10 protein-coding genes are annotated in these 12,972 nt (G+C 68.1%); 4 read left to right on the top strand and 6 right to left on the bottom strand.

The features are described from left to right. Positions 1–2: 2 nt before the first annotated feature. From L0C25_RS19375 to L0C25_RS19365, 3 genes are read right to left on the bottom strand one after another with little or no spacing between them, the layout of a single operon-like run. Positions 3–1,874, bottom strand: a complete 1,872-nt coding sequence (locus L0C25_RS19375) for a hydantoinase B/oxoprolinase family protein (protein ID WP_271633420.1) — start codon at positions 1,872–1,874, stop codon at positions 3–5. Positions 1,875–1,877: 3 nt separating this feature from the next. Next, positions 1,878–3,950 (bottom strand): hydantoinase/oxoprolinase family protein, encoded by a 2,073-nt coding sequence (locus L0C25_RS19370; RefSeq protein ID WP_271633419.1) that lies wholly within the window; start codon positions 3,948–3,950, stop codon positions 1,878–1,880. 10 nt (positions 3,951–3,960) lie between these two features. Next, the gene (locus L0C25_RS19365) at positions 3,961–5,166 is read right to left on the bottom strand and encodes a CaiB/BaiF CoA transferase family protein (RefSeq protein WP_271633418.1); all 1,206 of its coding nucleotides are present in this window, start codon (positions 5,164–5,166) and stop codon (positions 3,961–3,963) included. A gap of 156 nt (positions 5,167–5,322) precedes the next feature. Here L0C25_RS19365 and L0C25_RS19360 point away from each other — a divergent pair, with 156 nt between their 5' ends. After that, entirely contained in the window at positions 5,323–6,000 is a 678-nt protein-coding gene (locus L0C25_RS19360; protein WP_271633417.1) for a GntR family transcriptional regulator, read from the top strand. Here the strand turns inward: L0C25_RS19360 and L0C25_RS19355 are convergent. Continuing rightward, on the bottom strand, positions 5,997–6,566 hold the full coding sequence (locus L0C25_RS19355) for a GNAT family N-acetyltransferase (RefSeq protein WP_271633416.1): 570 nt from the start codon (positions 6,564–6,566) through the stop codon (positions 5,997–5,999). The two genes, L0C25_RS19360 and L0C25_RS19355, sit on opposite strands and share 4 nt — an antisense overlap. Next, the gene (locus L0C25_RS19350; protein ID WP_271633415.1) at positions 6,556–7,254 is read right to left on the bottom strand and encodes an alpha/beta fold hydrolase; all 699 of its coding nucleotides are present in this window, start codon (positions 7,252–7,254) and stop codon (positions 6,556–6,558) included. Before L0C25_RS19350 ends, L0C25_RS19355 begins: the two co-directional genes overlap by 11 nt. Positions 7,255–7,333: 79 nt before the next feature. Here L0C25_RS19350 and L0C25_RS19345 point away from each other — a divergent pair, with 79 nt between their 5' ends. From L0C25_RS19345 to L0C25_RS19335, 3 genes are all read left to right on the top strand, one after another. Continuing rightward, positions 7,334–8,296, top strand: coding sequence for a helix-turn-helix transcriptional regulator (locus tag L0C25_RS19345; protein WP_271633414.1), 963 nt, complete (start codon positions 7,334–7,336; stop codon positions 8,294–8,296). A gap of 85 nt (positions 8,297–8,381) precedes the next feature. Next, on the top strand, positions 8,382–9,356 hold the full coding sequence (locus tag L0C25_RS19340; RefSeq protein ID WP_271633413.1) for a helix-turn-helix domain-containing protein: 975 nt from the start codon (positions 8,382–8,384) through the stop codon (positions 9,354–9,356). Positions 9,357–9,463: 107 nt separating this feature from the next. Further along, complete coding sequence (locus L0C25_RS19335; protein WP_271633412.1) at positions 9,464–10,021, top strand: hypothetical protein; 558 nt, start codon at positions 9,464–9,466, stop codon at positions 10,019–10,021. A gap of 78 nt (positions 10,022–10,099) precedes the next feature. Here the strand turns inward: L0C25_RS19335 and L0C25_RS19330 are convergent, their stop codons facing one another. Next, positions 10,100–12,952 (bottom strand): vitamin B12-dependent ribonucleotide reductase, encoded by a 2,853-nt coding sequence (locus L0C25_RS19330; protein ID WP_271633411.1) that lies wholly within the window; start codon positions 12,950–12,952, stop codon positions 10,100–10,102. Positions 12,953–12,972 lie beyond the last annotated feature (20 nt).

Raw genomic sequence — 12,972 nt, 5'->3', positions numbered from 1 at the left:
GCTCACAGTGCCACCGGCGGTTTCGGTGCCGGGAGTCCGGTCTCCGCCTCGCACCGCTCGAGGATCGTCTCGAGCGGCGGCCCGGCGTCGAACGTCGGCAGTACGTCAGGTCGGTACGCGCGCATTGCCGACCGCAGCTCCTCGGTCGCCGCCGCGTCCACCGTGCCCGCGTGGTCGCAGACCACGCCGTACTCGCGCGCGCCGTCGGCACTGACCAGGCCGCGCCGGACCTCGAGAGCGACGAGCTCCGGGTCGCGTTCGAGCGGATCGCCCCAGCCACCCCCGCCCCAGGTGACGAAATGCAGCACGTCGTCGGGATACACGTGAACGTCATGGACCTTGCTGGGCAGGATCTCCGTGCTGCCGTCAGCCCGGTCGATCCATTTACGCCCGCGCGCGCCCGGCGCGCCACCGTTCACACCCCAGGGGTACGTGAGCCAGCGGTCGTCGTGGATCGCGATGGTGCCCGGCTCGAGGAACCGGTACGCGACCTCGACCCCGTTACCGCCGCGGTGCAGACCCGCACCGCCGGTGTCGGTGATCGTCTCCCAACGCTCGATGCGCATCGGATAGTACGACTCGAGGTACTCGCACGGGATGTTCACGAACGACGGCCACAGCGAATGTCCGTCGGGCCCATCGCCGATCGGGCGGCCGGGGATGCCGCCGAACCCGATCGAGTACAGCTGGAACCACTCCCCCTTGCGCTCCGGGTCGGTGTAGTTGCCGGAGTACATGAAGTGCGGCGACGACGAGAAGCCCGCAGCATTCAGCAGGTCGGGGTTGGTCTGCCCCAGCAGCCCGCCGAAGAGATCGAAGACGCGACCGATGCCGTGGTTGCGTCCGTTCAACGCAGCAGGGTGTTTCGGCTTCCAGAACGACTCCTCCGGGATCTTCACGTCGACCAGCGGATAGAACCCGTCGTTCCACAGGATCTGCGGATCGGCGACGGTGATCATGTAGATCCCGAAGAACATCCGCATCAGGTTCTCGTTGATGAAGTAGTTGATCGGCCCCTGCGCCTGCGGGCTGCTGCCGGTGAGGTCGATCAGCACCTTGTCGCCGGTGCGGGTCAGGCTCATCTTCAGCTCGTACGGCCCGTACCCGACGCCGTCGTCGCAGATGTAGTCGGTGAACGACAGCGTCTCGCCGTCCTTGAACACCATCTGCAGCAGCGCCTTCATCGCCCGGTAGTTGCGGTCGAGCAGCGCTTCGAGCGTCGAGGTGTACGTATCGGCACCGAACCGCGCGCACAGCTCCTGGATCCGCCGGCCGGCCGTACGACAGGCGGCGACGAGGCCGTTGAGGTCGGCGCGGTTCCAGTCGGGCTTACGTACCTGGTTCAGGATGATCGCCAGCGCGTCATCAGCGAGTACGCCCTGCTTGTAGATCTTGATCGGCGGGATGACCACGCCCTCTTCGTAGATCGTGCGCGCGTCCGTCGGCATCGACGCCGGTGTCTTGCCGCCGACGTCGGACATGTGCCCGAACATCGAGGACCAGCCGACGATCCGTCCCTCGAAGAAGATCGGCATCACCACGAGCCAGTCGTTCGCGTGGCTGATCGCGGCACCGCACGAGTATGGGTCGGAGGTGAGCAGTACGTCGCCCTCCTCGATGGTGCCGGAGAAGTTCTCCAGGAAGTCCGGGATCGACAGCCCGAACTGGCCGACGACCATCTTGCCCTCGGGGTCGCCGATCAGCGGGAACTCGTCGTGCTGCTCGCGGATGCCGGGCGACAGCGCGGTACGGAACAGCACCTCGTCCATCTCGTAGCGCGCGTTGCGCAGGGCGTTCTCCACCAGGTCCACGGTGACGAGGTCGACGTCGACCTTGCGGAGTGGCTCGGTCGCCGTCTCGATCAAACGTGCCATGTGTCAGCCCTCCTGGCTGTCGATCGGGCGGATCAGCAGGCTGCCGCTGCGGTGAACGGTCGCCGCGTGGTCGGGAAGTACGAGGGTCGTCGAGTCCATCTCAGTGATCACCGCGGGGCCTGCGACGACGTTGCCGGCCACGAGCTTGCCGCGTTCGTAGATCGTCGCCTCGACCTGTGCACCATCGACCCAGATCGGCTGGCGGCGCACGGCGGCACCAACCGCGTCCGCCTCACCATCCGCCAACACCGTCTCGGCGACCGTCGGTCGTGGTCCGCTACCGGTCGCGCGTACGGTGACCAGCTCGTGCTCGTTGTCGAGCAGGAACGAGAAGAGTCGCTCGTGCTCTGCATCGAAGGCCGTCCGCAGCGCGGCGAGCCCGCCTCCCGAGCCGTCGAACGCGGCGACGTCGATGTCGACAGGTATCTCGAAGCCCTGCCCGTGGTAACGCAGGTCGGCGCCGTACGTGACCTGCTGCTCCGACTCGGGTACGCCCTGCTCGGTGAGCGACGCGCGTACCTCGGCGGAGAGTTCGTCGAGGATCTGCCTCAGGCTGTCGTCACTGAGCTGGCCGAACGTACGGACGAGCGTGCGAACGGCCTCGTCCCGGAGCCCGGTCGTCGCATCGCCCAACGCACACAGCACTCCCGGCGACGGCGGGATGATGACCGGCCACGCTCCGGTGAGCTTGCCGAGCGCGTTGCCGTGCAACGGCCCTGCACCGCCATACGCGATCAACGCGAAGTCGCGCGGGTCGAAGCCCTGCTGCACAGAGACGAGCCGGAGCGCGCCGAGCATGTTCTCGTTGACGATGTCGATGATGCCCTGTGCGGCCGCCTCGACCGATCCGAGGCCGGTGCCGTCCGCGATCGACTTCACCGCCGCGACCGAGGCGTCCCGGTCGAGGGGCAGCTCACCGCCCGCGAGCTCGGTCGGCAGATAGCCGAGGACGACATTGGCATCGGTCACGGTCGGCTCGGTGCCACCCGCGCCGTACGCCGCCGGCCCTGGCGCGGCGCCGGCGGACTGCGGACCCACCCGCAGCGCCTGCGTCAGTTCGGGTACGTGCGCGATCGACCCTCCGCCGGCACCGACCGTACGTACGTCCACCGAGGTGGCGCGCACGGTGAGATCGCCGACGCTGGTTTCCCGACCGACCCTTGGTGCGAAGTTCTGCACGAGCGCGACATCGGTCGACGTTCCGCCCATGTCGAAGGTCAGGAAGTCGGCGAACCCGGTCTGCTCGGCGACGCGCACCGCGCCCGTGACACCACCCGCGGGGCCGGACATCAGCATCGACACGGGATTCTCCTCGGCCGCCTTCGCCGACACCAGGCCGCCGTCGCTGCGCAGTATGTAGAGCTTCCCGTCGGCGCCGGCCTTCTCGAGCTGCGACTCGAGATGCTCGACGTAACGCGCGACCCGCGGCTGTACGCAGGCGTTCGCGACCGTCGTGAGGGTGCGTTCGTACTCGCGCAGCTCGGCAAGCACGGTCGACGAGAGGGAGACCTGCAACCCGGGCAGTTCCTCGGCGGCGATCTCGCCGACTCGCCGCTCGTGGGTCGGGTTGGCGTACGAGTTCAGCAGGCTGATGCTCAGCGCCTCGACGTCGTGCGCCTTCAGCTTGCGCAACTGCGTACGTACGTCGTCCTCGTCGAGCGCACGGACGACCTCGCCCTCGCTGCCGACGCGCTCGGCGACCTCGACCGTGTCCTCGAGCGCGGCCAGCGGCTCCGGCTTGGGCCAGATGATCCAGCCCGCGAGTCCGCCCGGGACGAATGATCGAGCGATCTGAAGCACCTGCCGAAAGCCCTGCGTCGTGACGAGCCCGACCCGCGCGCCCTTACCTTCGAGAATCGCGTTCGTTGCGACGGTGGTGCCGTGGAGCACGGATCTGATGTCTCCGATGTCGACGCCCGCATCCGCGCACACACTGGTGATGCCGCGCAGCACGCCGACGGACTGGTCGTCGGGCGTTGACGGCGTTTTCTCGCGGTACGTCGCGCCGGTGTCCTCGTCGATCAGGAGCACGTCGGTGAAGGTGCCTCCGACGTCGACGCCAAGCCTGTGGGTCATTGGTTCTCCTTCAGATGACGCCATCGGAGCGCAGCGACGACAGCTCGTCGTCACTCAGCCCCAGCACGTCGCGATAGATCTCGTTGTTGTGTTGGCCGAGCGCTGGGCCGAGCCGGCGTACGGCGCCGGGTGTTGCAGACAGCTTCGGCGCGACGTTGTGGACGGCGAACTCACCCAGATCGGGGTGGGCAAGTCGTACGATCGCGTCTCGGGCGGCGAAGTGTGGATCGGCGAACATGTCCTTCGCCCGGAAGATCCGTCCGGCCGGGACACCGCCCTCGTGGAGGCGTTCGAGCAGGTCGTCGGCCTTGATCGTCGATGTCCACGCGGCGATCAGTCCGTCGAGCTCGTCCATGTAGGCCCCGCGAGCGCTGTGCGTCGCGTACCGCTCGTCGGACGCCAGCTCGGCTCTGCCCATCACCTCGGCGAGCCGACCGAACACGGTGTCCTGGTTGGCGGCGATCAGCAACATCTCGCCGTCACCGGTCGGGTACGCATTGCTCGGCGAGACGTTAGGCAATGTCGCGCCCGTCCGCTCACGTTGGTAGCCGGCGACCTGCCACTCGGGAATCATCGACTCCATCAGCGAGAGCACCGCCTCGTAGATCGCCGAGTCGACGATCTGTCCGCGGCCGTCGCGGCCACGCTGGTGCAGTGCCACGAGGGTGCCGAGACAGGCGAACGTCGCCGCGAGCGAGTCGCCCAGGGAAACCCCCGTACGCGCGGGCGGGCGGTCGGGATCGCCCGTGACGTACCGGATGCCGCCCATCGCCTCGCCGATCGACCCGTATCCGGCGCGCTGCGCGTACGGGCCGTCCTGTCCGAACCCGGTGACCCGGGTGACGATCAGCCGGGGGTTGACCTCCCACAGCACCTCCGGGGCGAGGCCCCATCGCTCGAGCGTGCCGGGACGGAAGTTCTCGATGAGCACGTCTGCGTCGGCGAGTAACCGGCGGACGAGATCCTGGCCGGCCTCAGTGCGCAGGTTCGCGGTCACGGACGACTTGTTGCGTGCGACGACCGGCCACCACAGGGACTGGCCGTACGGCTTCTCCCGTCCCCACTGCCGCATCGGGTCGCCGGACGACGGGTCTTCGACCTTGATCACCTGGGCGCCGAAGTCACCGAGCAACTGGCCGCAGAACGGGCCCGCCAGCAGTTGTCCGAGCTCGACGACACGCAGATCGTCGAGTGGGAGATGGTCCTCGCTCGTCACCGACGAAACCCACTTTCGTATACGACTCGCCAGGAAGTGATCGCGAGATCCGCGTCGTCGTTCCGACACTAGGCCGCGGCTTGGTCGCTCGTCAACAGATTGCATACAATTGCCACGCAAGGTGAACGTCCCGCAACTGCTAGTCTCTGAGCCGAGATGACCGAGAACACCACCAGCGTCGAGACCGGCAGGGCCGCCACGCACGCGTACGAGACGATCCGCGAACGGATCCTCACGGGCGACCTGCCCGAGGGTCACTGGCTGCGCGAAACCGACCTGGCCGGCGACATCGGCGTCAGCCGCACTCCCGTACGCGAGGCTCTGCGACGGCTCGCCGCAGAAGGCCTCGTGCTGTATCAACAGAACCGCGGGGTGCAGGTACAGAGCTGGCGTACCGAGGATCTCGAGGAGATCTTCGCGTTACGTACGCTGCTCGAGCCGTGGGGATGCAGCCTCGCGGCGACGTCCGGGCTCGCCGACATCGAGCAGCTCGGCACGCTCGCCGACGCCATGGACACAGTCGCGGCCAAGCGCCGGCCCGACCTCGTCGAGCTCACCGACCTGAACAACCGCTTCCACGGCGCGATCCTCGAGGCGTCCGGCAACTCCCGGCTACGCAGCCTGGTCGCATCGGTCGTCCGCGTCCCGCTGGTCTCGCGCACGTTCTCGCTCTACTCGCGCGATGCACTTGCGCGCAGCCTCTCTCATCACCAGGAGCTCGTACAGGCGTTGGACGACCGCGACCCCGACTGGGCCGAGTCGGTCATGCGGTCGCATATTCGCGCGGCGTGGTCGTCATTGCGCCCGCAGGTGGCCGCGGGCGGACGAGCCTAGATCTTCTGCGCGGCATTGCATACAACTCGTCGGTACTGTTGGTTCGCGAGTGGCGCAGGTTCGTTGCTCAGCGGCCGGCGCTTGCAGCGAATCTGCGCCACTCGCGAGAGACCCGGCGTGTCTCGCCCGACAGTCACCTCGGAGATCGCCTCGACCAGCCCGCCGCCGAGGCCGGCGATCTGGTCGAGTGCACCGTCCAGCGCGGCCCGGGCGATGCCCTGGCCACGATGGCGCTTGTCGACGAAGACGCACGTGATCCGCCAGTCCGGCCGGGGCGGTACGTCCTGCTCGTAGCGGCGGCGATGCTTGATCCGGGACAGCTCGTCGGCGCTGCCGTACTGACACCACCCCTGGGCGAGGCCCTCGTCATCGAGGACGAGCGCGGCGTGGGCCTGCCCCTCGCGTACGCGCTGCTCCTTGACCGCACGGTTGGTGGCACGATCCTGGCATCCCTCGGGGTGGAAGCCCGCACACCAGCAACCGCCGAAGACTCCGTTGTTGCGCTCGACGAGCTCGGCGAACGCCTCCCACGTCGACGCGTCGAGCGGACGTACGTCAGGCGCCATCGTCGGCGTCCGCTGCGAGCTCCGACAGGACCCGCGCCAGCTCGTCGGGGACACTGAACATCGGCCAGTGCCCGGCGTCGAGGTCGACGTACGAGACGTCGCGCGCCTTCGTCAGCTCGGGCAGCTCGCCCGCGGCGATCCACTCCTTGACGTCAGCGGGCGCGAACTCCGGGCAGACGAGTACGGCCGGCATGTCGTAACGGCGCTCGTCAACGAAGCTGACGATGCCGCGCGAGACGGTCTCCGGCACCGGGATCATCCGGGACTGCACCGCCGCCATGGTGTCGTCGTCCAGGTCGGCCGTGTCCGGGCCATCGAACGGCTCCCACCCCGGGAACGGCATCGCGCCGTCGCGTACCGGGAAGAAGTCCGCGTACGTCTCGCCGTCGCTGCCCGGGAACCCACCGATCATGACCGACATGGCGATCTTGTCCGGCCGCCGGTCGGCCGCGATCCACGCGAGCCCGCTGGCCGCGGAATGGCCCACGACCATTGGCTTCTCGGCACTTGCATCGACGGCTGCGACCACGGCAGCGATCTGGTCGTCGAGCGTCGCGGAAGCGTTCCCGTCGCCCTGGCCGGGCAGCGTCAGCGGACGCGGGCGATGACCGCGCTCCTCGAGCGCCGGTGCAACCTTGTCCCAGGCCGAGCCGTCGAGCCACAGGCCGCCGATGAGCACGATGTCCATGCGTTTCCTCCCGATTTCGTGTGGTCCTCGACGGTACGGCGGATACCGGACGATCGGATGCCGGATATCGTGGGTCTCCATGACCGTCGTCGCCAGCCCCACCGCGCGGGCGCTTCGTACGCTGGAGCTGCTGCAGGCCCAGCCGGGCATCACCGCCACGCGGCTGGCGGCGAAGCTCGGCGTCACCGAACGGGCGGCGCGGCGGTACGTCGCGATCCTGCGCGAGGCCGAGATCCCGGTCGAGTCGGAGCGCGGACGGTACGGCGGCTATCGGCTCGGTCGCGGCATCCGGCTCCCGCCGCTGATGTTCAGCGCAACCGAGGCGCTCGGTCTCGTGATGGCCGTCCTCGACGGCAACCACGCCGCGGCCGACGACGACGATCCGGTCGGCTCGGCGATCCGCAAGCTCATCCGGGCACTGCCGGACAACGTCGGGAGACAGGCCGACACGATGCGCCGACATGCCGCGGCCACCCCCGACCTCGGGGTCGCACGGCCCGACCGAGAGACCACCAGCGCCCTGGTCGCTGCATCGGCACGCCAGCACCGGGTACGAATCGGCTATCGCAGCCCGTCGGGCAAGGAGTGGGAGGAGGAGGTCGACCCGTGGGCAGTGGTCGTACGACACGGGCGTTGGTACCTGCTCTGCCACTCGCATCGTGTCGACGCCGTGCGTACCTATCGGATCGACCGGGTGCGGTCGGTCGCCGAATGCCCCGAGACCTTCGCGGCGCCCGACGACCTCGATCATGCCGACCTGCTGGAGTCGCATCTCGGCGTCGGCTGGGAGTACGAGACCAGGGTCGCGTTCGACGCCCCGTACGACGAGGTCGCCCGCTATGTACATCCGCCGATGGGCCGCCTCGTACCCACCGACGACGGACGTTGCGTCCTCACCGGGAGCACCAGCAACCCCGCGATGTACGCCGGCGAGTGGTTGGCGGCAATGCCGATCGCGTTTCGGGTCGAGGGCGGACCGGAGCTGCGCGCCGCGGTCGCCGAGGTCGCCAGCCGGCTCACCGACGCGGTACCGGACGGGTGACCGGCGCACCCAAGACCTGCGGCGGTCGATACGTCCCACCGAGTCGACGGCCGAGCGGCCCCTGTCGGCGGTTAGTGTCCACTCAATGAGTACTTCCGATCCGGGTGAGGGGTACGACGACCTGGTACTGGTCTGCCTCGCGGCGCTCGGGCGAGGCACCGAAGCCGAGCTGGGCGTCCGAACGGGACTCGCGCCGGGCGACGTCGTCCGGCACCTCGACGCGCTGGCTCGCGACGACCTGGTGACGCGCTCCGACGGCGATCGGTGGGAGATCGCCGGTCCCGAGGAGCTGGATCGCGACAACTGGGTCGCCGACCTGCGCAACCGATTCGCGCGCGAGAGCGCGGCGTCGCCGGAGCGATCTCGGCCGCCGAGCGACGGCGGACCTCCGCAGCGGCCGGGCATCCGAACCTACATCGGCGCGCGGACCTGCCTGGCAGTGCATTTCCAGCTCCTGGAGCAGGCAGAGGCGAGCATCTGGGTACTCGACCGACCTCCGTACCTTGGTGGCCTGCCGCTGCCCGACGACAGTCAGCCCGACAACCCCGAGATGCGTGCGTTCTCCCGCGGCGTCGACGTCCGCGGTGTCTACAAGGCGCGGTTCCGAGGGCTCGCCCGCCTCTGGTACCTCCGCGAGTTCGCACAGGCGGGGGTGCCCGTACGTATCGGGCCGGCGCCGCTGAAGCTGGCGATCATCGACCAGCGCGTCGCCTACATCCCGACCCTTCGGTCTTACGACGTACTCGGTCACGTGACTGCCCTCGTCGTATGGGATCCGGCGCTCGTCCAGGTGCTGATCGAGGTGTTCGAGGAATGCTGGGCCAACGCGCGACCCGTACCGATCGCCCTGGCGAGCGAGGACGACGATCGCCGATCGGAGCTGATCGTGATGCTGCTGGCCGGCTACGCCGATGCCGCGATCGCACGTGCGCTCGGCGTCACCGAGCGCACCGTACGTCGCTGGGTCCGCGATCTGCTGACGCTCATCGGATCCGAGACCCGGCTCCAACTCGGCGCCGCGCTCGCCGCGTACCGCGACAGTCCCGGCGATGTCCGGTAGCGGACATCCACCACGTTTCGGAAGCACCCCGACCCCAGACCTGACTAGCGTTCACGGCGTAAGCAACTTCAACCCGAACACAGGGGTCGCGAAAGATGCGTAAATCGGTGACAGTCCTCGCCGCTGCCGCGATGGCGTTGGGAATGACGTCGGCAGTCGGTAGCGCGGAAGCCAGCAACGACGGAGCACGCGTCCACAAGACGACGATTGTATTGAAGGTGAAGGACTGCAAGGGCTGCAAGTTCCAGCCGCAGCAGTTGCGCCGTGACGGCACGCATTGGGTCGGGAGGAACAAGCTCGTGCGCAAGCGCCAGGTGGTCTTCCGCGTGCCCAGCAAGCACACCCGCGGACTGACCTTCGCGGTCAACGATCCGCGCCCGAACGATCTCGATGCGGTGCCGCTGATCGTGACGCGCTATCGCGGCCAGTCGGTCGGCTCGCGAGTCACCAACGTCGAGGCGCGTACGGGCAAGTCGGCGAGCCCATGCTGGGCCGGCTCACGCCGTGATCGAGTCGTGCACGAGGTCGCCGTCCGCCGCTTCAAGACGGGCAAGGGTGTGCGTGGTACGCGGGTGTGGTTCCGCGAGACCGCCGCCTCCAAGCGGCCGTACTCGAAGACGTTCCACGGCGTCGTCCCGGTGCAGGATCGCTACACCTGCCGGTGAGCAAAGAGTTCGCGGAGTTTTCGTTGGTGCAGCGGCCGTACACCAACGAAAACTCCGCGAACTTGTTGACGTCGTGGCTCAGCTGCAGCCGGAGGTCGATCCGCAGCCCTCGCAGACGAAGCAGCTACCCGAGGGGCGCATCTTCGTACCGCAGGTGAAGCAGAGCGGCGCGTCGACCGTCGACCCGGTGATCGACTCGAGCAGCTCGGCCGACGTGTGCGCCGTACGCGGGGCGGGCCTCGCCGTCTCGGCGACGACGTCCGCATCCGGCTTCGCGGACCCCGGCGCAGCACCGACGTCCGGTGCGGAGAGCGACTCGACCTCCGGTGCCTCGTCTGTCGCCTCGTACGAACCGGTGTCGAGCTGGCGCTGGCGCTCCTCGGCGGAGTGGATGCCCATCGCCGAGCGGGTCTCGAACGGCAGGTGATCGAGCGCCAGACGGCGGAAGATGTAGTCCATGATCGACTGGCTCATCCGCACGTCCGGGTCGTCGGTGAGACCGGCCGGCTCGAACTTCATGTTCGTGAACTTGGCGACGAACGTCTCGAGCGGCACGCCGTACTGCAGCGAGATCGAGATCGCGATCGAGAACGCGTCCATCACTCCGGCGAGCGTCGAGCCCTGCTTGCCCAGCTTCAGGAACACCTCGCCCAGACCGTCGTCGGGGTACGAGCCGGAGGTCATGTAGCCCTCGGCGCCGCCGACCGTGAACGACGTCGTACGCGACGGCCGCGACTTCGGCAGCCGCTTGCGCACGGGGCGCTCGACGATCTGCACCTCCGGTGCGGGCGCCGTCTTCGACTTCGCCCTCGCATCGGCCAGCGGCTGGCCGACCTTGCAGTTGTCGCGGTAGACCGCGAGCGCCTTGAGGCCGAGCTGCCAGCCCTGCAGGTAGACGTCGGCGATCTCGTCGACCGTCGACTCCTCGGGCAGGTTGACGGTCTTGGAGATCGCGCCCGACAGGAACGGCTGCGCGGCCGCCATCATCCGGACGTGGCCCATCGGCTTGATCGCGCGCTCGCCCATCGCGCAGTCGAACACCTCGTAGTGCTCGGGCTTGAGGCCGGGCGCGTCGATCACGTGGCCGTGCTCGGCGATGTACTCGACGATCGCCTCGCTGGTCTCCTCGGTGTAGCCGAGCCGCTTCAGCGCCGCCGGCACCGTGCGGTTGACGATCTGCATCGACCCGCCGCCGACGAGCTTCTTGAACTTGACCAGCGAGAAGTCCGGCTCGATGCCGGTCGTGTCGCAGTCCATCATGAACCCGATCGTGCCGGTCGGCGCGAGCACGCTGGCCTGCGCGTTGCGCCAACCGTTCTCGGTGCCGATCTCGAGGTTCTGCGCCCACTGCTTCGAGGCCTCACGGTGCACGGCGATGTCGATCGCATGCATCGTGCGGATCTCGTCGTTGGCCGCCTGGTGCTTGCGCATCACCCGGGTGTGCGGCTCGGCGTTCTGTGCGAACCCGTCGTACGCCCCGACGATCCCGGCGAGCTCGGCCGAGCGGCGGTAGGACGTGCCGGTCATCAGCGAGGTGATCGCCCCGGCGAGCGCGCGGCCGCCGTCGGAGTCGTACGCGATGCCGGACGCCATCAGCAGGGCGCCGAGGTTCGCGTACCCGATGCCGAGCTGGCGGTACGCCCGGGTCGTCTCGCCGATGGCCTCGGTCGGGAAATCGGCGAAGCAGATCGAGATGTCCATCGCGGTGATGACCAGCTCGACCGCCTTGACGAACTTCTCCACCTCGAAGCTGCCGTCGTCGGAGACGAACTTGAGCAGGTTCATGCTGGCGAGGTTGCACGAGGAGTTGTCGAGGTGCATGTACTCGCTGCACGGGTTCGACGCCGTGATCCGCCCGGTCTCGGGGGTGGTGTGCCAGTCGTTGATGGTGCCGTCGTACTGCATCCCGGGATCGGCACATGCCCACGCCGCGTGCGAGATGTCGGCGAACAGCTGTTTGGCGTCGACGGTGTCGATCACCTCGCCGGTCGTACGCGCGCGCAGTCCGAACTCGGTGCCTTCCTCGACCGCTCGCATGAACTCGTCGGTGACGCGCACGGAGTTGTTGGCGTTCTGGTACTGCACCGACGTGATGTCGTGCCCGCCGAGGTCCATGTCGAACCCGGCGTCGCGGAGCACGCGGATCTTCTCTTCCTCGCGCTGCTTGGTGTGTACGAACTCCTCGATGTCGGGGTGGTCGACGTCGAGGACGACCATCTTGGCCGCCCGTCGGGTGGCTCCCCCGGACTTGATCGTGCCCGCCGACGCGTCGGCGCCGCGCATGAACGACACCGGCCCGCTCGCCGTACCGCCCGAGGAGCGCAGCAGCTCCTTGCTCGAGCGGATGCGGGAGAGGTTCAGCCCCGCGCCCGAGCCGCCCTTGAAGATCAGGCCCTCTTCCTTGTACCAGTTGAGGATCGAGTCCATCGAGTCGTCGACCGACAGGATGAAGCACGCCGAGACCTGTTGCGGGCTGGACGTACCGACGTTGAACCACACGGGTGAGTTGAAGCTGAACACCTGGTGCAGGAGCATCCAGGTCAGCTCGTGCTCGAACGCCTCGGCGTCGGCGTCGGTCGCGAAGTAGCCGTTGTCCTTGCCCGCCTTGACGTACGTGAGCACGACCCGGTCGAGCAGCTGCTTGAGGCTCTGCTCGCGCTGGTCGGTGCCGACCGCACCACGGAAGTACTTGGTGGTGACGATGGTCGACGCGTTGACGCTCCAGAAGTCGGGGAACTCGACGCCGTTCTGCTCGAACACCGACTCACCGGTCTTCCAGTTCGTCTGCACGACGTCGCGCCGCTCCCACGTCACCTCGTCGTAGGGGTGCACCCCCTCGGTGGTGAAGACACGCTCGACGTGCAGGCCGCTGCCCGCCTTCGAGGTGCCCCGTGCGGCTCTACCCGTTGATCCGCTCACCGTGTCGGTCATGCCTTCTCCTTCTTGCCCCG

It is taken from the genome of Solicola gregarius, assembly GCF_025790165.1.
Taxonomy (GTDB): domain Bacteria; phylum Actinomycetota; class Actinomycetes; order Propionibacteriales; family Nocardioidaceae; genus Solicola; species Solicola gregarius.
The sequence above is the reverse complement of the archived record's forward strand: the minus strand, read 5'-3'. Positions and strand labels throughout refer to the sequence as shown.

What these genes read in the sequence shown, in the direction of transcription:
- L0C25_RS19350 (WP_271633415.1), bottom strand. Translation starts at nt 7,254, where the DNA reads ATGGACATCGTGCTCATCGGCGGCCTGTGGCTCGACGGCTCGGCCTGG.
- L0C25_RS19375 (WP_271633420.1), bottom strand. Translation starts at nt 1,874, where the DNA reads ATGGCACGTTTGATCGAGACGGCGACCGAGCCACTCCGCAAGGTCGAC.
- L0C25_RS19355 (WP_271633416.1), bottom strand. Translation starts at nt 6,566, where the DNA reads ATGGCGCCTGACGTACGTCCGCTCGACGCGTCGACGTGGGAGGCGTTC.
- L0C25_RS19345 (WP_271633414.1), top strand. Translation starts at nt 7,334, where the DNA reads ATGACCGTCGTCGCCAGCCCCACCGCGCGGGCGCTTCGTACGCTGGAG.
- L0C25_RS19340 (WP_271633413.1), top strand. Translation starts at nt 8,382, where the DNA reads ATGAGTACTTCCGATCCGGGTGAGGGGTACGACGACCTGGTACTGGTC.
- L0C25_RS19330 (WP_271633411.1), bottom strand. Translation starts at nt 12,952, where the DNA reads ATGACCGACACGGTGAGCGGATCAACGGGTAGAGCCGCACGGGGCACC.
- L0C25_RS19360 (WP_271633417.1), top strand. Translation starts at nt 5,323, where the DNA reads ATGACCGAGAACACCACCAGCGTCGAGACCGGCAGGGCCGCCACGCAC.
- L0C25_RS19370 (WP_271633419.1), bottom strand. Translation starts at nt 3,950, where the DNA reads ATGACCCACAGGCTTGGCGTCGACGTCGGAGGCACCTTCACCGACGTG.